General features: G+C 69.2%; 20 protein-coding genes. 6 read left to right on the top strand and 14 right to left on the bottom strand.

Annotated features, from left to right (window positions below; genetic code table 11):
- Window positions 1-278 precede the first annotated feature (278 nt).
- Window positions 279-1,022, top strand: coding sequence for a DUF5131 family protein (locus tag A9A59_RS02030; RefSeq protein WP_098502687.1), 744 nt, complete (start codon window positions 279-281; stop codon window positions 1,020-1,022).
- A 2-nt stretch (window positions 1,023-1,024) separates the two neighbouring features.
- Here the strand turns inward: A9A59_RS02030 and tcmP are convergent, their stop codons facing one another.
- The 5 genes from tcmP to A9A59_RS02005 all read right to left on the bottom strand — a co-directional run bounded on the left by tcmP (window position 1,025) and on the right by A9A59_RS02005 (window position 4,955).
- Complete coding sequence (tcmP, locus tag A9A59_RS02025; RefSeq protein ID WP_133117474.1) at window positions 1,025-1,924, bottom strand: three-Cys-motif partner protein TcmP; 900 nt, start codon at window positions 1,922-1,924, stop codon at window positions 1,025-1,027.
- Window positions 1,925-2,234: 310 nt separating this feature from the next.
- Window positions 2,235-2,993 (bottom strand): enoyl-CoA hydratase/isomerase family protein, encoded by a 759-nt coding sequence (locus A9A59_RS02020; protein WP_278286924.1) that lies wholly within the window; start codon window positions 2,991-2,993, stop codon window positions 2,235-2,237.
- A gap of 131 nt (window positions 2,994-3,124) precedes the next feature.
- Window positions 3,125-3,790, bottom strand: a complete 666-nt coding sequence (locus A9A59_RS02015; RefSeq protein WP_133117473.1) for a hypothetical protein — start codon at window positions 3,788-3,790, stop codon at window positions 3,125-3,127.
- A gap of 81 nt (window positions 3,791-3,871) precedes the next feature.
- Entirely contained in the window at window positions 3,872-4,477 is a 606-nt protein-coding gene (locus A9A59_RS02010; RefSeq protein ID WP_133117472.1) for a hypothetical protein, read from the bottom strand.
- A gap of 1 nt (window position 4,478) precedes the next feature.
- Entirely contained in the window at window positions 4,479-4,955 is a 477-nt protein-coding gene (locus A9A59_RS02005) for a hypothetical protein (RefSeq protein ID WP_098502682.1), read from the bottom strand.
- 415 nt (window positions 4,956-5,370) lie between these two features.
- Between A9A59_RS02005 and groES the strand changes: the two genes are divergently transcribed.
- Window positions 5,371-5,697: a co-chaperone GroES gene (gene groES / locus A9A59_RS02000; protein WP_098502681.1), complete on the top strand. Its 327-nt coding sequence runs from the start codon at window positions 5,371-5,373 to the stop codon at window positions 5,695-5,697.
- A gap of 83 nt (window positions 5,698-5,780) precedes the next feature.
- Window positions 5,781-7,403 carry a chaperonin GroEL gene (gene groL / locus A9A59_RS01995; RefSeq protein WP_098502680.1) on the top strand — a complete coding sequence of 541 codons (1,623 nt, stop codon included), beginning with the start codon at window positions 5,781-5,783 and terminating at the stop codon, window positions 7,401-7,403.
- 85 nt (window positions 7,404-7,488) lie between these two features.
- On the opposite strand, the gene A9A59_RS01990 is transcribed toward groL, so the two are convergent.
- The 5 genes from A9A59_RS01990 to A9A59_RS01970 form a co-directional block, all read right to left on the bottom strand.
- Window positions 7,489-8,571, bottom strand: a complete 1,083-nt coding sequence (locus A9A59_RS01990) for a Zn-dependent alcohol dehydrogenase (RefSeq protein ID WP_098502679.1) — start codon at window positions 8,569-8,571, stop codon at window positions 7,489-7,491.
- 76 nt (window positions 8,572-8,647) lie between these two features.
- A complete protein-coding gene (gene mscL, locus A9A59_RS01985) occupies window positions 8,648-9,040 on the bottom strand; it encodes a large conductance mechanosensitive channel protein MscL (protein WP_098502678.1) in 393 nt (130 codons plus the stop codon).
- Between the two features lie 170 nt (window positions 9,041-9,210).
- The gene (locus A9A59_RS01980; RefSeq protein ID WP_098502677.1) at window positions 9,211-10,656 is read right to left on the bottom strand and encodes a hypothetical protein; all 1,446 of its coding nucleotides are present in this window, start codon (window positions 10,654-10,656) and stop codon (window positions 9,211-9,213) included.
- Between the two features lie 72 nt (window positions 10,657-10,728).
- Complete coding sequence (locus tag A9A59_RS01975) at window positions 10,729-12,087, bottom strand: HAMP domain-containing sensor histidine kinase (protein WP_098502676.1); 1,359 nt, start codon at window positions 12,085-12,087, stop codon at window positions 10,729-10,731.
- A gap of 3 nt (window positions 12,088-12,090) precedes the next feature.
- Entirely contained in the window at window positions 12,091-12,798 is a 708-nt protein-coding gene (locus A9A59_RS01970) for a response regulator transcription factor (protein ID WP_098502675.1), read from the bottom strand.
- 93 nt (window positions 12,799-12,891) lie between these two features.
- Here A9A59_RS01970 and A9A59_RS01965 point away from each other — a divergent pair, with 93 nt between their 5' ends.
- A complete protein-coding gene (locus tag A9A59_RS01965; protein WP_098502674.1) occupies window positions 12,892-13,524 on the top strand; it encodes a TlpA family protein disulfide reductase in 633 nt (210 codons plus the stop codon).
- A 115-nt stretch (window positions 13,525-13,639) separates the two neighbouring features.
- Window positions 13,640-15,208 (top strand): DUF2238 domain-containing protein, encoded by a 1,569-nt coding sequence (locus A9A59_RS01960; protein WP_098502673.1) that lies wholly within the window; start codon window positions 13,640-13,642, stop codon window positions 15,206-15,208.
- A gap of 126 nt (window positions 15,209-15,334) precedes the next feature.
- Here the strand turns inward: A9A59_RS01960 and A9A59_RS13620 are convergent, their stop codons facing one another.
- Complete coding sequence (locus A9A59_RS13620; RefSeq protein WP_133117470.1) at window positions 15,335-16,654, bottom strand: ferredoxin reductase family protein; 1,320 nt, start codon at window positions 16,652-16,654, stop codon at window positions 15,335-15,337.
- A gap of 123 nt (window positions 16,655-16,777) precedes the next feature.
- On the opposite strand from A9A59_RS13620, the gene A9A59_RS01940 reads away from it, so the two are divergent.
- On the top strand, window positions 16,778-20,410 hold the full coding sequence (locus tag A9A59_RS01940; RefSeq protein WP_165772439.1) for a DUF4011 domain-containing protein: 3,633 nt from the start codon (window positions 16,778-16,780) through the stop codon (window positions 20,408-20,410).
- A gap of 3 nt (window positions 20,411-20,413) precedes the next feature.
- Here A9A59_RS01940 and A9A59_RS01935 read toward each other — a convergent pair whose 3' ends face one another.
- The 3 genes from A9A59_RS01935 to A9A59_RS01925 form a co-directional block, all read right to left on the bottom strand.
- On the bottom strand, window positions 20,414-21,640 hold the full coding sequence (locus tag A9A59_RS01935; protein ID WP_098502671.1) for a serine hydrolase domain-containing protein: 1,227 nt from the start codon (window positions 21,638-21,640) through the stop codon (window positions 20,414-20,416).
- Between the two features lie 62 nt (window positions 21,641-21,702).
- Complete coding sequence (locus tag A9A59_RS01930; protein ID WP_278286754.1) at window positions 21,703-22,473, bottom strand: SIR2 family NAD-dependent protein deacylase; 771 nt, start codon at window positions 22,471-22,473, stop codon at window positions 21,703-21,705.
- Between the two features lie 170 nt (window positions 22,474-22,643).
- Window positions 22,644-23,885 (bottom strand): acyl-CoA dehydrogenase family protein, encoded by a 1,242-nt coding sequence (locus tag A9A59_RS01925; protein WP_165772438.1) that lies wholly within the window; start codon window positions 23,883-23,885, stop codon window positions 22,644-22,646.
- Window positions 23,886-23,991: the final 106 nt, after the last annotated feature.

Below are 23,991 nucleotides of genomic sequence, written 5' to 3'. Positions count from 1 at the left end.
GACGGTGATGGCCGCGGTGCGGGGCATGGGGGTAGATGACCGTCCGCCGGCGCAAACGGCGGCAGCGGACGGGGCGGCCTGTGGTCGTGTAGCAATATGCCAATCCGGCGGTCGGGAGGGGGGCGCTCCGGCGCCTACCGGGTTGCGTATATCTGAAAGGCGTGCCCCCTTGTTCAGCCACCCGACCAGCGTGTACTTGGCGAGGGACAGGAACGCAGCGGTCAACCCACATCCTGCCACGTGCGTTACAATGCGGCCGGCGGGGCAGAGGTCCGGTCATGGCTCAGAGCTCAAAAATCGAATGGACGCAGGCTACGTGGAACCCTATCACAGGCTGCACCAAGGTCAGCCCCGGATGCGCGCACTGTTACGCCGAGACGATGGCTGAAAGGTGGCGAGGCATTTCTGGGCATCCTTTCGAGTACGGCTTCGACCTGCAACTTCGCCCCAATCGACTAAAGCTGCCGTTACTCTGGAAGCGTCCTAAACTGATTTTTGTAAACAGTATGAGTGACCTTTTCCACGAAAATGTTCCTGATGCCTTTGTCGTGAAGGTTTTCGAAACGATGCGCGAGGCCTCCTGGCATACATTTCAAGTTCTGACCAAACGGACCGAGCGTGCCCGCGACCTCACAAGAAAACTCGCAGAACTAGATCCATGGCCGGATAACGTCTGGATGGGTACATCCATAGAAAATCAACGATGGGTTCAGCGTGCTGATTCTCTACGTGAAATTCCTGCAAAAATACGCTTCATCTCCTGTGAGCCATTACTTGGACCACTCAGGCTCAATCTTCATGGCATCCACTGGGTGATCTGTGGGGGCGAGTCAGGCGCGCGTGCTCGGCGCATGGACCCTTCGTGGGTGCGTGACTTGCGCGATCAATGCGTGGCTGCTGGTGTCCCATTCTTCTTCAAACAGTGGGGTGCATTCGATGAGAATGGTAGACGCGTCGGCAAAAAACGAGCAGGACGCATACTTGATGGTCAGATTTTTGATGAAATGCCCAGACTGGTTTGAATTCAAAAATTCGGCAACCTTACCTGATCGGATTCTGCACCCCAGAGTCTTCGGAACACCCACTCCATCGGGGGCTCCTTGTCGGTGCCAGGATCGAAATCGCTTGCGTGGACTAGATAGTAATACACCCTGGAACTGGCGTTTGGATGTTGCGGACCAATTGGCCGAGAAGTGACCTTGAGGTAGCCAAGCTGTCTAAGGCCTTCTTCGTAAATGTCGAGCATGGTGCGGTCGATCGGAGTGTTCTCCTGTTCACATCTCTTCAAGGCACTACGCCAATCTGAACCATTCGGCATGGCGGCATCGACGTTCATTCGCCATAAATGTTTGGTAGTAACATTGAACCGCCTAAAAGCGGGCGCATTGAAATAGATCAGTAGTTCAGGTTTGGTTCCGACCGATTTGAAATTGCTCAAGGCGATAATAGTTTGCCAAGATACTTCGAATCCTTCCGGATCGAGAAAAACAAGCATCGGTGCCCTGGGATTCAATTCATTTGCCATGAAGTTGATGAGAGCGACGTTGCAATCGCCGGACGTAACTCTGGCACGGTTTTGATCGATTCGACTGCATCTAGTTTTAAGAGCGTCGGCATATTTCTTGTTCTTTTCCATCGCGAGAACCTTGCTGAATGGCGGTTCCGTTTTAAGGGCAATGAGAGTGCTCCCCATAGTGATGCGATCGTCAAACTGATAAAGGCCTGGCCCTGCAAGAGCATCGATGAAATATTTCTGTGGAGCTTTGTTGCAAGCTTTGGTAAATGCGGGCAGATATGCCGCGAGAATGGCAAGCTTGTTTCGGGTGTGGCGCTTGGCACGGCGTTTCGGCTCGATGCCATCATCGTCTGGGAGCGTGATTTGGTGAATGTACTGCTGTACCGGTGTCATTGGTCGTCCGGGCACGAGTGCCCTTCGCGCGGGTTGAGGTATGTTGAGGCGCCAGGACCTAACTGAATCTTAGCGGCATATAGTGGGGGGTGCCAGCTTGTTGTGGTGCTCCCGGATACGTTCCGACCCTGGAATCCGGCGGTCGTGTGTCGCAACTTGTAAAGAGGCCCAAAATCGGCGGTGGGGGGGCGGATCGGCTGGGTCATGGGTTTGAGGTACGTCGTCCCTAGCTGGTGACGTCGCTGGGCCTGAGCCCGTGCAGAGGCCGGGAGCCGTGCTCATGCTGGCGGCATGGTAGCGGCCGTAGGTCCGCCTGAGCCCGCCCCTAGAACTTCGAGTAGTCCGGCTCCCGCTTCTCCAGGAACGCCTGCACCCCCTCCCGGAACTCGGGGCTCCCAAGGCAGGCCTTCTGCTGCGCCCACTCGAACGCCAGCTGGTCCGCCAGCGATACGCCGTCCAGCGACCGCCGGATCGCCCGCCGCGTGTACGTCATCGCCGAGGGCGGCATCGCCGCATACTCCCGCGCCGCCGCCAGCGCCGTCGGCAGCAGCTCCTCCGCCGGCACCACCTTCGAGACAATCCCCAAGGCCAGCGCCTCCCGCGCATCGATCATCCGCCCCGAATAAAACAGCTCGGCCGCCCGCTCCGGACCCACCAGCCGCGGCAAAAAGTACGAAAGCCCGCAGTCCGGCGCCAGCGCCCGCTTGATGAACACCGTCGCGAAGCGCGCCTCTTCGCTCGCAATCCGGATATCGAACGCCGAGCAGAGGCCGAAGCCCCCGCCCACCGCCACCCCGTTCACCGCCGCAATCAGCGGCTTGTCGCAGTGGTGGAGCGCGAGCACCACCCGCCCCACATCGCCGATGTCGTCGACCGCCGCGAACCGGCGCCCGTGCTCGTCCGCGCCCGCCGCGCCGATCGCCTGCAGGTCGGCCCCGGCGCACCACGCCCGCCCGGCGCCGGTCACGACGAACGCTTTCACCCGGTCGTCGCGCCGCCCCTCGTCGATGGCAGCGAGGAAGTCGGCCAGCAGGGTCCCCCCCATTGAGTTCATCCGTTCCGGGCGGTTGAACGTAAGCACCATCACGGGACCGTCCCGTTCGACCAGGCAATCAGGCATCGCAGGGGCTTCCTTTCACAGGCAGAATCGGCCCGCCGGGACCGGCCGGCCACGCCGATTCTGCGCGAACGCGCGCGCTCGCGAAACCGTCCGCGTCAACGGGGGGGCGCCATCAGCCACGCGTCGACCGGCACCAGCGCCGCCATGTCGCTCGCCGACGCCCCGCAACCGAAGTCGGCGCTCACCACTTTCCCGTCCCGCACCATCACCATGAACGCGAGCGAACCATCCGAGAACACGACACCGAGTGTCCCAACCGGGAGCCGCTCGACCCGCGGGTGCTTCTCACCCGGCCGGAAGATTCCGTACACCTGCGGCGCCGGGTACCCTTCCGGGCGCCGCACGAACAGCCCTTCGAGCTCGTGCTCGTACACGAAGTTGTGGCAGCTCGCGGCGGGGAATACCGGCACTTGCGTCCCCGCTGCCGCACCCGCCGGGCACGGCGGCGCCTCCGTATCGATCCGCACCTCGGTGATGCACGGCTCATCCCGCCGGGCCAGCAGCGGCGCAATCCGCGCCCAATCCCGGGAGACGAGGGCGTCGATCACGGGCTGCAGCGAGGGTTCCACCGTCGCGCTTCCCCCGGGCCCGGCCGTCGCTGTCGCTGTCGCTCTCGCCCCTGCGGTTGGCGTCGCCGCTGGCGTTGCTGCCGGCTTTGCTGCGTCCTCGTCATCGTCCGAGCAGCCCGCGGCCCCGGCAGCGACAAGTGCCGCCAGCAGCACCAGCGGCACGCGCCGCATCCACCGATGAATTCGCATCATCCGCTCCGTTCCTCCGTAAATTCCTGGCGTGCTCCCGTCGTTGAATCCGCCCAGTCGTGGAATCATCAGTACTGACCAGCGCTAATAGTACAGGATCAGCTGCGAAGGCGAGACCGTAGAACCTTGAGGCGGATTGATGTACTCGATGATCCCGTCATTCGCGAGGTGGCCGAAGTGCAGATGCGCGGGACTTCCGCAGCTCGCCACGGTGTAACCAACGTACAACCACGTTTCAGACTGCCCGGGAGCAATGTCGGCCGACCGTCCCCAGAGAAAGGAATGGTCGCCGAGATGAACGTAATTCACCGTTCCGTAGTAGTAGTACGTGTTTCCTGTATGCCGATACAGGTGAAATTTGCTGCCCGGACATGAGCTGGTTCCCTGGTAGTTGTACACCTCGTAATAGAGGTAGTCTGAAGAGCTTGGGTTTTGCAGGTTCGAATAGACGCTCACCCCGCTCGCGGAAAGGTCGAGCGCCCGCTCGCCGTAGCTGCTCCCGTGACTCCACTCGGAGGTGACGGTCGCGCTGGCTGCCAGCGGAGCCCGTACATACCCGTAATGGGCCGCGACGGTGGATGCGGTCAGCGCGGCGAGCACGACGGCCGCAATCGCGGTCGAAAATCTGGCACAACCGGACTGGACGAACCAACCAGCACGCCGCGCCAGGTGTTTCCTTACGGGAACCATATCAGCCCTCCCTCCCCGTGCCGCGGACCACCGCCTCCAGTGCAGCGATGAACGCGCCATCCGACGTGAACCCCGTCCCCTCCGCCGCCACGACCCATTGCCCGGACGCGGCCCACGCCTCCCGCGGGCCGAACCCGCCCGCCACGCGCTCCGATGGCACGAATGCCCGGAACGCCCAGCCGTGGATATCGAGGTCGAGCTCCCGTACCACCGGGCTCGATGCCGGCCGGACCAGCGTCACCCCGCCGCACTGGGTCCATGCGGCAATGCGCAGCCCCCGGCGCTGGACCGGGTCCTCGAGGAATGCACGCACGTGCGTCGCCCCGGCCGCCGTTCGCACCTCCACCGACCGCACCGAAAATCCCGGCACCGGCTCCAGGCCCTCCAGCCGCAGCGGCAGGCCCGCCGCATCGATGGCCCCGGGGCGTTCGGCAGCCGCCGCGTCGGCCAGCTCCGGCAGGAGACCGAGCGATTCCACCGCGCCCGAGGCTGCCACCGTGACCCCCGCTGGCGCAGGTGGGCAGGCAGCCGAGCCTGTGCCGGGGCCACCAATGCCGAGCACCGCCGCAATCCCGCTCAGGGCCGCCAGGCCCCCGCCCGCCGCCAGGATGCTCCGTAGCAGAACAGTTCTTGAGACTCGCATCGCCCCAGGTCCTTTGAAGGGCTCTGGAGCTTCCGCTGCATGGCTTCCGCTCCAGGCTGCTCGAACCGTATCAAAGGTACTCGCGGTTTGCAATATCCGACCTGACCCGGCCAGCCGCAAAGCCCCACCGGGGCCGCCGCTCCCGGGCGGCCCGTCGACCGCACCCCTCTAGCACTCTCCCGTTGCGAGTGCTAATATGCGCACGCTACCCTCACACCAGCAGCAACCCATAGGAGGAAACGCATACCCCATGGCTGCCAAGACCGCGACCAAGACGGAGACCAAGTCCAAGCTCATCCCCCTCGCTGACCGCGTCGTCATCGTCCCCCTCAAGCAGGAAGAAATCACCGCCAGCGGCCTCGTGATCCCCGATACCGCCAAGGAGAAGCCGCAGCAGGGCGAAGTCGTTGCCGTCGGCCCCGGCCGCCTCGATGAAAACGGCAAGCGCGTCCCCATGGACATCGCCGTCGGCGACCGCATCCTCTACGCCAAGTACACCGGCACCGACGTCAAGATCGACGGCCAGGATTACATCGTCCTCAACGAGAAGGACATCCTCTGCAAGGTCGAATACTAACGGCCGCCACTCTCGGGGGGCGCGCAGCCCGGGTCTTCGCCCGCCGCTGACGCGCCCCTCCGCGCGAAGAACGGAGCTCTCCCATGGTTGCCAAGCAACTGCTGTTCGATGAATCCGCGCGCCGCCGCCTCCGCGATGGCGTCGATGCCCTCGCCGATGCCGTCAAGGTGACCCTCGGCCCCCGCGGCCGCAACGTCGTCATCGATAAGAAATACGGCGCCCCCAACATCACCAAGGACGGCGTCACCGTCGCCCGCGAAATCGAACTCGAAGACCCCTTCGAGAACATGGGCGCCCAGCTCGCCAAGCAGGTCGCGACCAAGACCAACGACGTCGCCGGCGATGGCACCACCACCGCCACCGTCCTCGCCCAGGCGCTCGTCCACGCCGGCATGAAGGTCGTCACCTCCGGCTACAACCCCATGATGGTGAAGCGCGGCATCGAAGCCGCCCTCGCCGAAGCCGTCAAAGACCTCCGCGCCCAGGCGAAGCCCGTCCTCACCAAAGAGCAGATCGCCCACGTCGCCTCCATCTCCGCCAACGATAAGCAGATCGGCGAACTCATCGCCGATGTCATGGAGAAGGTGGGCAAGGACGGCGTCATCACCGTCGAGGAATCCCGCGGCATCAAGTTCGAAACCGAGTTCGTCGACGGCCTCCAGCTCGACCGCGGCTACGTCTCGCCCTACTTCGTGACCAACCCCGACCGCATGGAAGCGGTCATCGAAAACCCCTACATCATCATCACCGATAAGAAAATCTCCTCGGTCCAGGAGCTCCTCCCGCTCCTCGAGAAGGTCCTCCAGGTCACGAAGGACATCGTCATCATCGCCGACGATGTCGAAGGCGAAGCCCTCGCCACCCTCGTCGTCAACAAGCTCCGGGGCACCATCAACGTCCTCGCGGTGAAAGCCCCCAGCTTCGGCGACCGCCGCAAGGCGATCCTCGAAGACATCGCCATCCTCACCGGCGGCACCCTGATTACCGAGGACATCGGCCTCAAGCTCGAGAACGCCACCGTCGCCGACCTCGGCCGCGCCCGCCGCGTCGTCGCCAACAAGGACGACACCACCATCATCGAGGGCATGGCCAGCGACGAGAAGATCCAGGCCCGCATCAAGCAGATCAAGGCCCAGATCGAAGACGCGACCAGCGAGTTCGACCGCGAGAAGCTCCAGGAGCGGCTCGCCAAGCTCGCCGGCGGCGTCGCCGTCATCAAGGTCGGTGCTGCCACCGAAGTCGAGCTGAAGGAGAAGAAGGCCCGCGTCGAAGACGCCCTCAGCGCCACCCGCGCGGCCGTCGATGAAGGTGTCGTCGTCGGCGGCGGCGTCGCCCTCATCCGCGCCCAGAAGGCCCTCAAGGCCCTCGAAGAGAAGACCGCCAACGAAGACGAAAAGGTCGGCATCCGCATCGTCGCCGAGGCCCTTGAGGCACCGACCTTCACCATCGCCGAAAACGGCGGCCTCGAAGGCGCCGTCATCGTCGACCGCGTCAAGAAGCTCACCAACCCGAACGAGGGCTGGGACGCCGAGACCAACACCTGGGGCGACATGTACGAACTCGGCATCGTCGACCCGGTCAAGGTCACCCGCTCCGCGCTCGAGAACGCCGTGAGCATCGCCGCCCTCGTGCTTACCACCGAAACCCTCGTGGCCGAGATCCCGCAGCCGCCGGCTGCGCCGCCGCCTCCGCCCGAGGACTACTAACTCCAGCGCCCCCGGAGGGGCATCACGAACCGGCCCCGGTCGCACGACCGGGGCCGGCGTGTTCGTCTCCGCCGGCCGCCGCCGCTCAGTCGAAGAGCAGCACCGTCCGGGCCACCTCGCCGGCTTTCATCGCCCGGAACGCATCGTTCACGTCCTCCAGCCGGCCCGTGCGGGTGATCATCTCGTCCAGCTTCAGCCGCCCCTGCATGTAGAACTCCACATACCGCGGCATGTCCCGCAGGAACCGGTTCGAACCCATCGCCGAGCCCTGGATCTTCTTCTCCTGGAGGAAGCTCGGCCCATCCAGCTCCACCTTCTGGCCCACCGGGATCATCCCGATGATTGTGGCCGTCCCGCCGATGGCAAGGCACTCGAACGCCTGCTCCGCGGCCCGCTTCAGCCCGATCGCCTCGAACGAGTACTCCACGCCCCCGCCCGAGATCTCCCGGATCGCCTCCACCGGGTCGCGGCTCGACGCATCGACCACGTGGGTCGCGCCCAGCTCCTTCGCCTTCGCCAGCTTCGATTCCACCGTGTCGACCGCGATGATCATCCGGGCGCCGCCGATGCGCGCCCCCTGGATCGCCGCCAGCCCCACGCCGCCGCACCCGAACACCGCCACCGAGGCCCCCGGCTCCATCTTCGCCGTGTTCAGCACGGCCCCGACGCCCGTTGTCACCCCGCAGCCGATCAGCGCGGCCGCGGCCAGCGGCATATCCTCCCGGATCTTCACGATCGCGTTCTCGTGGACGAGCATCTTCTCCGCGTAGGCGCCCAGGTTCGCAAACTGCACCACCGGCGTCCCCCGCCAGGTCAGCTTCGGCGGCATGTCCGCGCTCCGCTGCCGGCTTGGGGCCCGGCACAGGTTCGGACGCCCGCTCACGCACATCTCGCAGTGCCCGCAAAACACGCTCAGGCAGCAGATCACGTGGTCGCCCGGCTTCACGTAGGTCACCTGGTCGCCGACTTCCTCCACGATGCCCGCGGCCTCGTGGCCGAGGATGGCCGGCGCCTGCAGCGGGTAGAGCCCGTCGACGAAATGCAGGTCGCTGTGGCACACGCCCGACGCGACCGTCCGGACGATCACCTCCCGGCCCCGCGGCCGGTCGATCTCGACGTCTTCGATGGTGAGCGGCTGGTGCGCCCCGTGGAACACCGCGGCTTTCATGGGCAGAGTCCTCCTTCTCCTGCTGCCGAATCGGCGCGCGGAGTCTACTCCATTCCCATGGCCCTGTGGCGAACCGCTACGGCCGCTCCTTCAGCAGGTCCCGGATCTCCCGCAGGAGCTGGATATCCTCGGGCGTCGGCAGGTCGGCCGGCGCCTCGCCCCGCTTCCTTCGCTCGAGGAGCAGGTTCACCGGTTTGATGACGAAGAAGAAGATGACCGCCGCCACGATCAGGAAGTTCACCACCGCCTCGAAGAACAGCCCAATCTCGATCGTGGCGTCGCCGATGTCGAAGTTGATCTCCCCGAAGCTCGGCTGGCCAATAATCGCAGCGATGAACGGCGTCAGCACGTTCGCCACGAGCGAGTTCACGACCGTCGTGAACGCCGCCCCGATGACGACCGCTACCGCGAGGTCGAGCACATTGCCCCGCAGCACGAAATCCCGGAACTCTTTGAAGATGCCGGACATCTTGCCTCCCGCCGGCGCGGGACGTGCCCGCACCGGATGGCGGATTCTTCGCTACCCTGCCCGGCGCCGTCAAGATGCACGGCGATTGCGGGGCCGGCAGCGCTGGAGGTCGGCCGGGCGGCCCGCTGCCGGCCCCGCATCAGCAGGTACGCGCCGGCACGCCCCGCCGATCAGCGCCACGCCGCGAACATCCCGGCCGTCACCGGCCACGCCAGCCCGCTCCCGGGGTCCAGCAGCCAGCTCACCGGCGGCACCCGCTCCGCTGGAGAGTAGTCTGCAGCGGTAAAGGCCAGGAGCCCGCGCCCCGCCGGCCGCAGCTCCAGCACCGCCTGGAACGGGTACACCTGCCGCTCGCCCGTGCGCAGGTTGACCACCCAAATGCCGTTCCGCTGGCGGTCCAGCCCCTCCTCGTGCCACGCGACCGTGTCGTCGTCGGCCCATGCCGACGTCAGCCCCGGGCTCCCGCCGCAGCGGCCGCCGACAATCGCCGGCTGCGGCCGCTCGATGCGCTGCACCTCGCCCGTCTGCAGGTCGATGACCCGGACCGGGCCCGCGAACGGCACGGCCAGCACCCTGCGCCCCGAGGGCGAAACCGACAGTTCGCCCGGCCATTCGTCGCTGCCCAGGGCGAGGGGGATCGAACGTTCCGAACCATCGAGCCCGACCGCCCGCAGCCCCAGCTCCGCCGACCAGGTCACGAATCCGCTGCCGTCCGGCAGCCACGCCAGGTTCCACGCAACCGCCGCCGGAACGGGCGTCACCTCGTCGAACGGCGGCGCTGTCCAGCCGATCGCACCCGGGCAGGCGTCGCAGGCATCCGGCAGCCGCACCGCCAGCCGGTCTCCCGGCCCCCAGAGCAGCGGCATGGCCTTCCCGAGCGGGACCCGTTCGCCCGTCGCGAGGTCGACCACCTCCCCTCCCGCCGGCCCGTCGAAGTGGTCCTGGAAGGCGATGTATCGCCCGGAGGGCGCCAGCGGCGACGGCCGCACCGCGGCCCATGCCGCGTTGAAGGGGAGCCAGGCTCCCCCGCGCACCTGCACCCTGCCGTCGGGCGTCACCTCCGCGGCCTGTGTCCAGCTCCCGTCGTCGGTGCCGAGCACCGTCGCCGTCCTGAACGGTCCGAACCCGCGGGGCGCATCGGGCGCGGGCACCGTGTAGCGCACGGCCACCCAGCCCATCCCGAGCGCATACCGCCACGTCTCGCCGTCCGCCTCAACCGCCGCACCGCGCAGCCAGAGCAGCGTCCCGTCCGGGGCGCACTGCCGCGGCCCCGGCCCCGCCGTGCCGGGGAGGGAGCGCAGGTTGAGGCAGTCGCCGTCGCCGGTGCGCACCCGGACCGGCGCGGCATCGACCGGTCCGAACCCGACCCAGTCGTCCGCCGGCGGTCCCGGCGGATTCGGACGCGGCGGCGGCCCCCACGGGGTCGGCGTCGGAACGGGGACGGGAGGCGTCGGCGTCGCCGTAACGGTCGCCGTGACCGTCGGCGTCGGTGTTGCCTCGGCTCCCGGGCCATCCGCCCGCGTCCCGGCTGCCAGCGCTGCTGCGGCCAGCCCCGCCGTGACGGCCCCGGCGAGCACCCCTGCCCGGAACTTTCCGCGAAACGTCGTGCGGCCCATCGTCGGTACCCCCGCCGCAGGATGTCCTGCTGCAGGGAGGGACGCCGCCGCCGGCCGGATTGTTCCCCCTCGTCAGCCCGGCACGTCGCGCCGCCGCCCGATGAACCGCTTCGGCAGCCGCACCGTAAAGAGCGCCCCGTGCCCCGGCGTGCTCTCGACCGTCGCCGTCCCGCCGTGCGCCCGCACCAGGTGCTTCACAATCGCCAGCCCCAGCCCCACTCCCGCGTTCGCCCGCGAGGCATCCGACTTGAAGAACCGCTCGAACACCCGCGGCAGGTCCTGCTCCGGGATGCCCGGGCCCTCGTCCTTCACCGAAATCGCGACGAGTTCGCCTTCATCGGCGGCCTGCGCCCACACCCGCCCGCCCGGCGGCGACCACTTCACGGCGTTATCGAGCAGGTTGGTCGCCACCCGCAGGAGCGCCGCACGGTCGGCCTCCACCTCGAGGTCCGTCCCCTCCACGATGATCGTCACATCGCCCGCTTCGGCCCGGGTCTGCAGCAGGCTCGCGGCCTCGGCCAGCACCTCGCCCACCGAGACCGGCTCCGGCTTCAGCGGCATGGCGCCCGATTCGATCCGCGACAGGTCGAGCAGCTCGTTCACCAGCGTCGTCAGCCGGTCCACCTGCCGCAGGATCCGCCCGTAGAACTCCGGCGCCTCCCCGGGCTCCACCCCATCGGCCAGCGTCTCGACCAGCGCCCGGATCGAGGCCAGCGGCGTCCGCAGCTCGTGCGACACGTTGCTCACAAAGTCCCGCCGCACCTGGTCCAGCCGCTGCACTTCGGTCAGGTCAGTAAGGATGAGCAGGACCGCCCAGTCGCCGCCTTCGCGGATCGGCAGGGCCGCCGCCCGGAGCGGCACCCGCCGCGGCCCGAACCGGGTGATCGCCGTCTGCCCCCGGCCCTCGGCCGCGGCCCGCTCGACAAGCGCCTCCAGCTCGTAGTCCCGCGCCACTTCAATCAGCCGCCGGCCGATGGCGTCCGCCATCGACGTGCCGAAGAGCTGCGCCGCTGCCGGGTTCAGGAACCTCACCGTCGTGTCGGCGCTCAGCGCGGCCATCGGGTCCGAGGAGGCATCGAAGACAGCCTCCAGCCGCGCATGCTCGAACGCCACACTCTCGAACAGCGTCGCCACCCGCCCTGCCATCACGTTGAAGGCCCGGGTCAGGTCGCCCGCCGGCCCCGGCTCATCCGGCACCCGCTGGGCCAGCTCGCCTTCCGCGATCCGCTCCGCCGCCTCGACCACCGTCCGTACGGCCCGCGACGGCCGCCAGAAGGCCACATACCCGACGGCGCCCCCGGCCGCCGCTGTCAGCAGGAACACCGCGACCTCACGCCAGCCCGGCCCATCGCTGATCAGCCCGAGCAGAAAGCCGACCACTGCCGCGACGAGCGCAATCGCCGCGCCCCGGGCCGCAAGGTCCCGGCTCATGGCCTAGCCTTCGAACAGGTAGCCGCTCCCCCGGATGGTGCGCAGCCGGGCCGGGTTCGCCGGGTCATCCTCGATCTTCTGGCGCAGCCAGCGCACATGGACGTCAACCGTCCGCGGCCCGCCGTAGAAGTCGTAGCCCCATACTTCATCGAGGATCTGCTCCCGGGTGAACACCTTTCCCGGGTGTTGCGCGAAGAATAGCAGGAGTTCGAACTCTTTCGGTTTCATCCGCAGGACGCGCCCGTTGCGCGTCACCTCCCGCCGCTCGCGGTCGAGTGCAAGGTCGCCCGAGACGATGACGCTCGGCCCCAGGTCCGGCTGCGCCCGCGGCCCCGAGCGCCGGAGCAGCGCCCGCACTCGCGCCATCAGCTCCCGCATCCCGAACGGCTTCGCCATGTAGTCGTCCGCGCCCGTGTCGAGCCCGGCGACCCGGTCGCCTTCGCCGCCCAGCGCCGTCAGCATGATGATCGGCACATCCGAATCGCGCCGCAGCATCCGGCACACCTGGATGCCGTCGATCCCCGGCAGCATCACGTCCAGCACAATCAGGTCCGGCTGCTTCTCCCGCGCCAGCCGCAGGCCGTCGTCGCCGCGCGCCGCGGTCAGCACCTGGTACCCTTCGCGCTTCAAATTGTGGGCGAGGGTGAACAGGAGCGACTCCTCGTCCTCGACGATCAGCACCTTCGGGTGGCGTTCGCTCGCAGCAACCATTGCGTACTTCCATCGTACGATGTCGTGTTAACGGAAAGGGAACGGAAGAAGACTCGGCGGCTTCGGACTCCCGGGGGGTACACTCAGATCACCATGGCAGAATCGACCGCCGCACCTTCGCCCGCCCGCCGGCTCGCCGGCTACGCCGCCCTCGCCCTCGCCGTTGTCATCGCCGCCGGCGCGGGCCTCTACTTCTTTGTCCTCGCCGGCGACGACAGCGATGCCGGCACGCCCGCCGGTCCGGTCCTCCCCTCCGTCTACCCGAACACCGGCCCGCTCGTTCCCGACCGGCCCGAAATCGGCAAGCCGGCGCCCGACTTCGCCCTCGTCGACGCCCGCGATACCACCGTCGTCCGCCGCCTCTCCGATTTCCGCGGCCGCGTGGTCCTCCTGAACTGGTATGCCAGCTGGTGCGATCCCTGCAAGCGCGAAATCCCCGCCTTCGTCGCCGCCCGCGCGGCCCTCGGCGGCCAGCTCGAAGTCCTCGGCATCGATTATCTCGAGCCGCCGGAGAAGGCCGTCGGCATCCTCCAGCAGCTCGGCGCCGACTTCCCCGCCCTGCTCGATGCCGACGGCTCCGTCGCCAGCCATTACCGCATCCCCGGCATGCCGACCACCTTCCTCATCGGCGCCGATGGCACCCTCCTCGCCATGCGCGCCGGCGAACTCCGCGAAGAGGACCTGCCGGCATTCCTCGCCCGGGCCGGCCTTTCTTACAATCGCTAACGCGCGAATCCCGCCGCGGCCGTTCTTCCATCCCGGCCACCACAGCGTGTGAACAATCGGTTAAGGTAAAGGCAGCCGGGCCCCGCGCCCGCTGCGGGCCCGGTGCGGAGGGGCCATGCGCGGACTGCTCGATGCGCTTGCCTTCCACCTGCCCTCCCACCCCCTCGAGGGCGCGGTCACCCTCGGCGCCCTCGCGGTCAGCGCTGCCGCCTGGCGCCGCGCCGGCGGTCCCGCCGTAGCGGCCCTTGCGACGGCCGGCGCTGCGGGCGCCTTTTTCCAGGTCGGCCACCCGGCCATCCCCGTCGCCATCGCCGCCGTCGGCCTCCTCCATGCCCGCTCCGGCCGGCGCATCACCCCCGGTGCCTTCGCCCGCGAAACCGCTATCGTCATGGCCGGCTTCCTCGCCTATGAAGCCGCGCGCTTCCAGGTCGTCTCCGACCCCGAACCCGCCATCCGCAACGCCCGGCGCATCATCGACCTCGAAGCCGCCTTCGGGCTCTTCCGCGAGCGCGAGCTCCAGCAGCTCCTCGTCGGCCCGGGCCCCGTCACCGCCGCCTGGAACTTCCTCTATTCCCACGCCTTCCTCGCCGTCGTCATCGGTGCCCTCCTCTGGCTCGTCGTCGCCGACCCGCCCCGGTACCGCCTCTTCCGGAACGCGCTCGGCATCTCGACGGTCCTCGCCATCATCCTGATCGCGTGGTACCCGGTCGCCCCGCCGCGGCTCGTGCCCGGCCTTGGCATCGAAGACACGGTCGTCACCGCCGGCAATGTCCACAAGTTCGCCAACGAGTACGCCGCCATGCCCAGCCTCCACGTGGGCTGGACTGCCCTTGTCGGCTGGGTGCTCGCCCTTCCCCTCCGCGGCTGGTCCCGCGCTGCGGTCATGTTCGGCCCCGGGCTCGGCATGCTCCTCGTCGTCATCGTCACCGGCAACCACTACTGGCTCGATGGCGTCGCCGGCGCTGCGGTGACCATCGGCCCCGCCGTCGTCCTCCTCCACCGCGCCGCGGTTGCCGGCTTCCTGCGCGAGGCCGCCTCGGCCCTGCCGCGCATCCCGGCCGCCGCCGCGAACCCCCGCGGGCGGGTCAGCACCCTCGCCCTCGGCGGCCTCTTCGTCTACCTCGGCGCCGGGCAGCTCATCAACCCCGGCTTCACCGACTTCTGGGGCTACCTCTTCTTCCAGGTCGGCGCCATGCTGGTGCTCCTCCTCGCCGCCGAGGCGTTCCTCTCCCGCGAGGGCGGCCTCTCCTGGCTCACCCACGGCATCGCCATCGTCTGCGCCTGGGCCGACGTCCTCGGCACCGACGGCGACCTCTACGCCCGCATCGACGAGTACGACAAGCTCACCCATTTCCTGGGCACAGCCGCCGTCACCGCTGCAGCCTATGAAATCCTCCGCGCCGCCGCCCGCAGGAGTGGTTCAGGCCGGCTCCCGCGCGACCGCTTCCTGCTCTCGGTCGCCATCGGCGTCGCCGCCGGTATCGGCTGGGAGGTATACGAGTACCTCGGCGATGTGGTCTTCCAAACCACCCGCAGCCAGGGCCGCTGGGATACCTTCAACGACCTGGTGAGCGATACCGCCGGCGCCGTTGCGATTGCTGCCCTCCTCTGGCGGCAGGAGCGCCGCGGCCTCGCCGGAGAGCTCGAACCCCGCCCGCGGGCCCGGCCCGCGCCCCCGTCCTGAGTCGTCCTCCGAACGCCACCAGCCGAAGACCGCTGCCGCAGCCGTCAGCAGCACCGTCAGCACGATGACCAGTCGCCGTGTCCGCAGGTAGTGCGGCATCTGCATCCCTCCCGGGCACCGCTGCCCTTACGCGATATCGAACCGTTCTGCCCGGATCGCACTGGCCGGCACCCCGGCCGCCAGCAGCGTCCGCTCCGCCAGGTCCATCAGCGGCGGCGGCCCACACACGAGGTACTGCGTGCCGCGCGTGCCGTGGCGTTCGACCAGCCCGCGGATAAGCGCTTCGTTCGGCAGCCCGGAAGGTCCCGGCCACCCCGGGGGCGCCTCCCGCGGCAGAAGCGTCAGCTCCAGCCCCCGCTCCCGCGCCATCGCCTCCAGCTCCTCGCGGTACACCATCCCCTCCAAAGTCCCTGCGGCAGAGAGCAGCGCCGCAGGCCGCCGGTCCCCGCGGTCCCGCCACGTCCGCAGGATGCTCATGATCGGCGTAATCCCCACGCCGCCGGCGATTCCCACAATCCGCTCCGCATCGTCGCGCACGGTGAACGCCCCGTACGGCCCATCGAGGTACGCCGTCGTCCCGGCCGGCACCTGCCCGATCCTCCCTGTCCAGTCGCCGAGCTCCTTGATCGTGAACTCCAGCCGCCCGGCCGCCTCCGCGCTCGAGGCGAACGAGAACGGGTGCTGCTCCAGCGAAAACGGGCTCGCGCCGATCGTCACCCACGCGAACTGGCCCGGCGCGAACCGCAACCCCGGGTGGCCGACGGGCTCCAGCACCACCGTCCACGAACTGCCCGGCTCCCGCCGCACCTCCGCCACCCGGTACGGCTTCCGCCACATCCGCAGCGGCCGAACCACCCGCGTATAGCCGAGCAGCCCAATCGCCCCGGCCGTCAGCCCGCTCCAGAGCGCCTGCTTCCACGGGTCATCGATGTAGAACCCGACCCGCAGGACGTGCACCAGCCCGATGAACACGATGACCGTCGCCAGCACCGCGTGCGACAGCCGCCACCATTCATAGCGGAGGCCCAGCCGCTTCCGCCAGAGGCTGCTCCCCAGGATCGCGACGAGCGCAATGAGCACCACCCAGAGCGCCGCCGCCCGCGCGACGCCGTGGCCGGGGTCGAGGTAATGGAGGAACCGGTCGTTCGCCGCGATCGCCAGCACCGGGTGCGCAAGCACGAGCGCAAACGCCGAAATCCCCGCCTGCCGGTGGATCTGCATCAGCGTGTCCAGCCCCGAGCCCGGCGCAATCCAGCGGAACCGCGCCGTCAGGGCGAACTGCAGCCACATCATCGCCAGCCCGATGAACCCCAGCGCCACTGAGAACTCGAGCAGGAACTCCCGCCCGCGCCGGTCGTGGTCGATCGCTGCGATGAACGGCATCGCCCCGATGAAGAGCGCGTACGCCGCCAGCCAGGCCATCCCTGCCGACCAGGAACGTGTCATTGGCTTCCCCTATGCCGGTTTTCCGCTGCAGCCTACACGGCGCCGCCGCTGCCCGTCCCTCCCTGGCGGCCCCCGATCCCGGGTCCGCCCGGCCGTCCCGGCAACCCCGCCTATAATGCCCCCGTGGGCAGCGATCCGGTCGTTACCTTCGGCCTCCGCGACGGCCGGTCCCGCCAGGCGCAACCCCCGCCCGTCAGCGACCGCCTCCGCCAGCGGATCGAGCGGTGGAAGCAGCAGCTCCTCGATGTCACCCGCCGCAACCGCGGCATCAACTTTCGCACGGCGCACTCCACCCTCGCCCTCCCCCGCTCCCCGGCCGAACTCTGGCAGACTTTCATCGTCGACGAATCGAGCGACGAGTTCGCCGCCCGCGATTTCGCCCCCGAGGCCCCGTTCCCGGCCGACGACGACCGCGCCCGCGCCGCCTTCGACGCCGCCCGCCGCCTGATCGACCGCGCACGCACCGCCGACCGCGAACAGGGCATCCGCGTCCTCTTCCTCGCCCTCGGCTGGCTCGAATGGGTCGACCGTGACCGCCACCGCCTCCGGTCCCCGCTCATCCTCGTGCCGGTCGACCTCACCCTCGACCGGGCCGCCCGCGTCATCCGCCTCTCCCCTGCCGCCGACGACGCCCCCGAGGTCAACCCCTCGCTCGCCTACGTCCTCCGCGCCCAGTACGGCATCCGCCTGCCCGCCTTCGAAGACGAGGAGGGCCAGCCCTGCTTCGACGGCATCGACGCCTACCTCGCCGCTGTCCGCCGCGCCGTCGCCGCACAGGATGGCTGGACGGTCGAGGCCGACGGCCCCGTCGTCGACGTCTTCGCCTTCGCCAAGCTCGCCATGGTCGAAGAGCTCGACCGCGCTGCTGCCCGCCTCGCCGCGAACCCCGTCGTCGCCCGCCTGGTCGGCGAATCCTTCCCGGCCGAGGGCCTCTCCACCGATGGCGACGACGCCGACGCGCCCCGCCCGCCCATCGACGAGCGCATCCCTCCCGGCGCCCTCCACGTCGTCATCGATGCCGACGCCTTCCAGCTCGAAGCCGTCGCCATGGCCGCCGCCGGCCGGAGCTTCGTCATCGAAGGCCCGCCCGGCACCGGCAAGTCCCAGACCATCACCAACATCGTCGCCGAGCTGGTCGCCGCCGGGAAAACCGTCCTCTTCGTCGCCGAAAAGCGGGTCGCCCGCGAAGTCGTCCTCGACAACCTCCAGCAGACCGGCCTCGCCGAGGCCTGCCTCCACCTCGCCATCAACGCCGGCGCCGGCGCCCGCGCCGACACCAAGGCCGCCGTCATCAAAGAGATCATGGACACCCTCGATGCCGGCCCACCGCCGCCGCTGCCGCCCGGCGACCTCGCCGGGCGCGCTCGCGAACTCCGCGACCGGCTCAACGCCCACACCCGTGCGATGTCCGCGCCCCTCGGGCAGGGCGGCTGGACGACCGCCTACGACCTCGTCGGCAACGCCGAGCACACCCGCGCCGACCGCCGCGACCTGTCCGGCATCCCCCCGCTCGTCGACTGCGACCGCTTCTGGCTCGACGACGTCGCGGCGGCCTGCGCCCGTCTCGATGCCCTCCCGGCTCCTGCCCTCGAAGCGCTCGCCGGCCCCTGGTCTGCCTTCCGCGGCCCCGGCGGCGCCCTCCCGGCCGCCGTCCGCGCAGCGCTCGAACGGGTGGCCGCTGCCCCGGCCGCCGCTGCCGCCGCGCTCGACGGCGCAACCGAGCCGCTGCACCCGGCGCCCGGAGCGATGACCCCGCCCGCCCTCGCTGCGGCGGCTGATCACCTCGAGGCCTTCGAAACGCTCCGCCGCCGCTCGGCATCGCCCCTCCGGTTCCTCTCCCCCGGCTTTTACCGCGCCCGCGCTGCCGCAGCCCGCGCACGCGAGGCCGGCTACCGCGACCCCGGCGATGCCGCCCGCCGCGCCGCCGACCTCCGGGCCCTGGCCGCCCGCTGCGCCGAGGACGCCGCCCTCCTCGCTCTTTGCTTCGGCAGCGAACACCCCCTCGGCGGCCCGCTCGAGCAGGCCGCCGCCTGGGCCGAGGCCCTCCTCCCCGGCCTGGATGCCTGGGCCGCCCTCGATGAAGCCGCCCGCGCCCTCGCCGACCTCGAAGCGCGCGGCATGCGCGGCCCCGTGGTCGCCCTCCTCCGCGACCCGTCCGCCCGCGGCCGCCTCGCGCCAATCGTCCGCGCCTCCGTCCTCGCCGCCTGGGCACAGGAAGCGCTCGCCTCCCCCGCGATCCTCACCCCCGGCGAGCACCAGCGCCTCGTCGACGCCCTCGCCCGGCTCGACCAGGAGCTGATCGCCGCCGCCCGCCAGGACGTCCTCGCGCGCCTCCGCACCTCCCGGCGGCGGCTCACCCGCACGCCCTCCATCGCCATGCGCCAGCTCGCGAAGTACCACCGCGCGAAGCGCCGCCCGGCCCTGCGCGTCATGCTCGCCCGTACCCGCCAGGCGGTGCAGGCCCTCAAGCCCTGCCTCCTCATGAGCCCGCTCGCCGTCGCCCAGTACCTCTGCCACGAGCGCGACGAGGACACCTACCGCTTCGATTGCGTCATCGTCGATGAAGCCTCCATGGTGCCCACCGCCGATATGGCCGTCGCCCTCTCCCTTGCGCCACAGGCGATCATCGTCGGCGACTCGAAGCAGATGCCCCCGACCAGCTTCTTCTCCCGCGACCTCGAAGCCGAGAACGGCCCCGGCGAGGACGACGACGTCGGCTTCGAAAGCATCCTCGACGAGGCCGCGCCGGTGCTCCCGTCAACCATGCTCCGCGCCCACTACCGCAGCCGCGATGAGACCCTCATCGCCTTCTCCAATGTCCACTTCTACGATGGCCGCCTCATCGCCTACCCCGACGCCTGGGGCGTCCGGCCCGAGTCCGGCGTCCACTTCGAGTACGTCGCCGATGGCGCCTACGGCCGCGGCGGCACACGAGCCAACCCGGCCGAGGCAGCCCGCTGCATCGCCGTCCTCCGCCGCGAGCTCGCGGCCGCGAACTTCACCCGCCAGGTCTCCATCACCTCCATGTCGATCGCCCAGCAGCAGGAGATCCTCCGCCAGGTCGAGGAGGCCGCGCTCGCCGACCCCCTCATCCGCCGCTGGCTCGACGAAGGCGGCCTCGTCCGCAACCTCGAAACCGTCCAGGGCGATGAATCCGACGTTATGATCCTCAGCGTCGGCTACGGCCGCGACGAAACCGGCCGCCTCATCCTCAACTTCGGCCCGCTCGGGAAGGAAAAGGGCGAGCGCCGGCTGAATGTCGCCATCACCCGCGCCCGCTGGAAGACCATCGTCGTCTCCTCACTGCGCGCCTCCGACATCGACCCCGCCCGCACCAGCGCCACCGGCACCCTCCGCCTGCGCGACTACCTCGATTACGCCGAGCGCGGCCTCCCCGCCCTCGAAGTGAGCGGCCGCTTCGCGCCTCGCCAGCCGGAACCGTTCGAACAGGCCCTGGGCGCCCGGCTCGCAGCGGAGGGGCTCCGCGTCGTCCCGTGCGTCGGCGCCGGCGGCTACACGGTCGACCTCGCCATCGCCCATCCGGAGGACCCGGAGCGCTACATCCTCGGCATGCTCTGCGACGGCCCCGGCTCCTGGGGCGCGCCGGCCTGCCGCGACCGTGAGCTCGGCAACACCGCCGTCCTCCTCCGCATGGGGTGGAACATCCACCGTGTTTTCGCCGCAGCCTGGTTCCGCGACCCCGATACCGAGCTCGCCCGCATCCTCGAGGCCTACCGCGCCGCGCTCCGCCCCTGACCCCTACTCCGTCAGCGCCGAGTAGACGATCGCCCGCAGCTCCCGCCGGATGTTGTACGCGTTCGAGGGCATCAGCTGCGTCATAAAGATGACGACCAGGTCCTCCAGCGGGTCGATCCAGAACGTCGTGCTGGCCGCGCCGCCCCACGAGTATTCGCCCGGCGTGCCCGAGATTTGCGCCTTAGCCGGATCGAGCGTCACCGAAAAGCCGAGCCCGAACCCGATGCCGGCAAACGTCGTCTCGGCCCACCGCCCGAGCGCATGGCTCGCCAGGTCCTTCCCCTCCGGCAGGTGGTTCTGCGTCATCAGCTCCAGCGTCTTCCGCCCGATGATGCGCACGCCGTCGAGCTCCCCGTCGTTCAGCAAGGCCTGGCAGAAGCGAAAGTAGTCTCCGGCCGTCGATACCAGGCCGCCCCCGCCCGAGAAGAAGGTGGGCTCCCGCAGGTACGCGCTCTCCGCCGGGTCGTCGATCAGCCGGATCCCCTTCGCCCCCAGGCCGTAGCAGGCCGCGAACCGCTCCCGCTTCTCCGGCGGCACCCAGAAGGCCGTGTCGCGCATCCCCAGCGGCGCGAGGATGTGCCGCTCCAGGTACCGGTCGAACCGCTCCCCGCTGATCACCTCCACGAGGTAGCCGCACACATCGGTCGAGACCGAGTAGTTCCAGTGCTCGCCCGGCGAAAACTCCAGCGGCAGCTCAGCCAGCTGCTCCACCATCCCCCGCAGCGTGCCGTTCACCTCCGCCATCCCGATCTTCCGCTCCCGGTACATCGCATCCACGTTCGTCCGCTCGAGGAAGCCGTAGGTCAGCCCGCTCTGGTGGGTCAGCAGGTCGCGCACGGTCATCGGCCGGCTGGCCGGCTTCGTCACCAGCGTCGGCCCCATGCCCATCACGTACACCCGCAGGTCGGCCCACTCCGGGATGTACTTCGCCACCGGGTCGTCGAGCTGCACCAGCCCCCGCTCGTACAGCTGCATCAGCGCCACCGAGGTGAGCGGCTTCGTCATCGAGTAAATGCGGAAGAGCGTGTCCTCCCGCATCGGCACGTTCCGTTCGCGGTCGGCGAGCCCGTAGGCCGCGAGGTGCCCAACCTCGCCCCCGCGCGCCACCAGCACCAGCGTGCCCGCCAGCCGCCCCGAATCGACGTACCGGCGCAGGTGCTCATCGAGGTAGCCCAGCCGTTCCGGGTCCAGCCCCAGGTCGGTCGGCGACGATGTTTCGAGGACGGCCATGGCAGATACCCCCGGACGGTGAGCGTTTCCGCCGAAGCCTACCAGACCGCGCCGGACGGGGGTTAGACCGCAGCCACGATCCGCGGCAGCACCTGCCCAATCGGCTCCCGGATGACGGCGTGCGCCAGCTCGTCGTACGGCGTCTCCTGCGCGTTGATAATCACGAGCCGCGCGCCGTTCCTGAGCGCCACCTCGGGCAGGTAGGCCACCGGGTACACCGTCAGCGACGTGCCAATCGCCATGAACAGCTCGCACCGGCTCGCCGCCCGCTCCGAGCGCGCGTAGTCCTCCGCCACGAGGTTCTGCCCGAACGAAATCGTGGCCGACTTCAGGATGCCGCCGCACCGCCGGCAGGGCGGGTCCTCCTCCCCCGCCCGGACGCGCTCCAGCACCCGCTCGATCGGCCCCCGCTCGCCGCACCCCATACAGACGTACTCGCGCAGGTTCCCGTGGATCTCCACCATCCGCTCCATCGAGCTGCCCGCCTTCAGGTGGAGGCTGTCGATGTTCTGCGTAATCAGCAGGTCGAGCTTCCCCTTCCGCTCCAGCTCCGCCAGCGCGTGGTGTCCCGCGTTCGGCTCCGCCTCGGTCCAGAGGCCGCCCTCGACCCGGCTCCGCCATGCACGCACCCGCACCTCCCGGTCCGCGAGGTAGGTCTGGAGCGTCGCCGCCTTCTCCGCGCCGGGGTTCTTCGTCCAGAGCCCGTTCGGCCCCCGGAAATCCGGGATGCCCGATTCCGTGCTGATGCCGGCCCCCGTCAGCACCACGGTCGACCGGCTGTCGCGCAGCCAGCCGGCCACCTGCTGGATGGTCGTCTCAAGCGCGATTTCCACTGGTCTTCCTCCTTCGCGGCTGCCGGACCGGCAGCCGGCATCAGTGTATAGCGGGGATGCGTGCCGCCTCGCTTGCCCGGGCACGCACAAACACAAAGATAGAGCGCCCCGCGCTGCCCAACCGAGGGGCCGGCCGGCAACGCGGGGCGAGGACGGAGGTAACGGCCCGTTCAGGTGCCGGCCGGCCCCACAAACGTGATCTCCCGCCCGAGCGCAGCCAGCCCGAGCGAGTGCTGCAGCTCGTCGGTCTTCCAGGCCATCACGTTCCCGCCCACCATGTCGCGGAAGATCCGCTCCAGCGGGCGGGCGCGGACATACGCATGCGCCCCGCACACCCGCATCGCCCCCGCCGCAACCTCCTCACTCATCCGCCGCAGGTGGTAGACGGTCCGCACGAGGTAGCGCGTGAACGCCTGCTGTGATTCGAACGGCGTCTCCAGCCGCCGCACCGCCTCGTACAGCACAATCCGGCCCGTCTCCAGCCAGTAGTCCATGTTCCCGATGGCGAACTGCGCCCACGGCTGGTCGGCCCGGTAGCCCGGCTGCGTCGCCCCGATCGCGGCCATCGGCCCGGCGAGGTAGCCGTGCCGCTCCTTCACGTACGCCACGGTGAAGTCGAACGCCGCCTGCGCCAGCCCCAGCCAGATGGCGAGGATGCCAAGCGCGCCCCGCGCCCGCATCTGGGTCTGCACGTTCACTACCTTTGCCTGCGCCTCGAGCACCATCCGCAGCATCATCGCCGGGATGATCAGCACCTCCGACTTCGGCAGCCGCACCTCCTCCGCCACGATGTCGTGGCTTGCCGTGCCCCGCAGGCCCATGGCATCCCAGTTGCCCAGCACCCGGATGCCCGGCGTCGCCAGCTCCGGGATCGCAATCACAATGTCCGGCTCCTGCCCGTCGGGCTTCTCCATCTGGCCGCCCATCAGCGCGTACTTCGCCCCGTCGCTCATGCTCGCGAAGCCGGCGCGGCCGTTCATCACCACGCAGTCGCCCTCGTCGCGGAAGCGGAAGCCGGCCTGCCGGTTGTCGAGCTGCCCGGTCGGGATCGACCCCGGCCCGCAGATGAGCGCGCCGTTCTTCCCGATGTCCGCCAGCACCCGGTTCCGCCGCTCAAACGGCGGCATCGTCTCGAGGAAGCTCGCCACCAGCACGTGCATGTTCAGCGCAACCGCCGTCGAGCCGTCGCCGTAGGCCACCTCCTCCATCACCCGCATCTGCCCCTCGGCGCTGATGCCCAGCCCGCCAAGCTCCGGCGCCAGCGCCATCGACGGCACCCGCAGCGCCAGCAGCTCATCGATGTTCTCCCGCGGGAACCTGCCCTCCCGGTCGTACACCGCCGCCCGCTCCTGCCACGGCCCCCGCGCCAGTTCGCGGACCTTCTCGATGAGCTCCAGCTCCCACGCGTCCATGCGCTGCTCCGGATACTTCGCTTTCAGCGAAAGAGTAGCCGAAGCATAGCGAACCGTGCCGTCAGCGCCACACATCGGGGAACCAACTCCCAATAGACGCTTCCTA

It is taken from the genome of Tepidiforma thermophila, from assembly GCF_002563855.1.
In the GTDB taxonomy this organism is placed as follows: domain Bacteria; phylum Chloroflexota; class Dehalococcoidia; order Tepidiformales; family Tepidiformaceae; genus Tepidiforma; species Tepidiforma thermophila.
Note: the sequence above shows the minus strand (reverse complement) of the source record. Positions and strands in the feature narration are given on the sequence as shown.

Coding starts and splice junctions, on each gene's coding strand:
- A9A59_RS02030 (WP_098502687.1), top strand. CDS start 279: ATGGCTCAGAGCTCAAAAATCGAATGGACGCAGGCTACGTGGAACCCT.
- A9A59_RS02020 (WP_278286924.1), bottom strand. CDS start 2,993: ATGGTGCTTACGTTCAACCGCCCGGAACGGATGAACTCAATGGGGGGG.
- A9A59_RS02015 (WP_133117473.1), bottom strand. CDS start 3,790: ATGATGCGAATTCATCGGTGGATGCGGCGCGTGCCGCTGGTGCTGCTG.
- A9A59_RS02010 (WP_133117472.1), bottom strand. CDS start 4,477: ATGGTTCCCGTAAGGAAACACCTGGCGCGGCGTGCTGGTTGGTTCGTC.
- groES (WP_098502681.1), top strand. CDS start 5,371: ATGGCTGCCAAGACCGCGACCAAGACGGAGACCAAGTCCAAGCTCATC.
- groL (WP_098502680.1), top strand. CDS start 5,781: ATGGTTGCCAAGCAACTGCTGTTCGATGAATCCGCGCGCCGCCGCCTC.
- A9A59_RS01990 (WP_098502679.1), bottom strand. CDS start 8,571: ATGAAAGCCGCGGTGTTCCACGGGGCGCACCAGCCGCTCACCATCGAA.
- mscL (WP_098502678.1), bottom strand. CDS start 9,040: ATGTCCGGCATCTTCAAAGAGTTCCGGGATTTCGTGCTGCGGGGCAAT.
- A9A59_RS01980 (WP_098502677.1), bottom strand. CDS start 10,656: ATGGGCCGCACGACGTTTCGCGGAAAGTTCCGGGCAGGGGTGCTCGCC.
- A9A59_RS01975 (WP_098502676.1), bottom strand. CDS start 12,087: ATGAGCCGGGACCTTGCGGCCCGGGGCGCGGCGATTGCGCTCGTCGCG.
- A9A59_RS01970 (WP_098502675.1), bottom strand. CDS start 12,798: ATGGTTGCTGCGAGCGAACGCCACCCGAAGGTGCTGATCGTCGAGGAC.
- A9A59_RS01965 (WP_098502674.1), top strand. CDS start 12,892: ATGGCAGAATCGACCGCCGCACCTTCGCCCGCCCGCCGGCTCGCCGGC.
- A9A59_RS01960 (WP_098502673.1), top strand. CDS start 13,640: ATGCGCGGACTGCTCGATGCGCTTGCCTTCCACCTGCCCTCCCACCCC.
- A9A59_RS13620 (WP_133117470.1), bottom strand. CDS start 16,654: ATGACACGTTCCTGGTCGGCAGGGATGGCCTGGCTGGCGGCGTACGCG.
- A9A59_RS01935 (WP_098502671.1), bottom strand. CDS start 21,640: ATGGCCGTCCTCGAAACATCGTCGCCGACCGACCTGGGGCTGGACCCG.
- A9A59_RS01925 (WP_165772438.1), bottom strand. CDS start 23,885: ATGGACGCGTGGGAGCTGGAGCTCATCGAGAAGGTCCGCGAACTGGCG.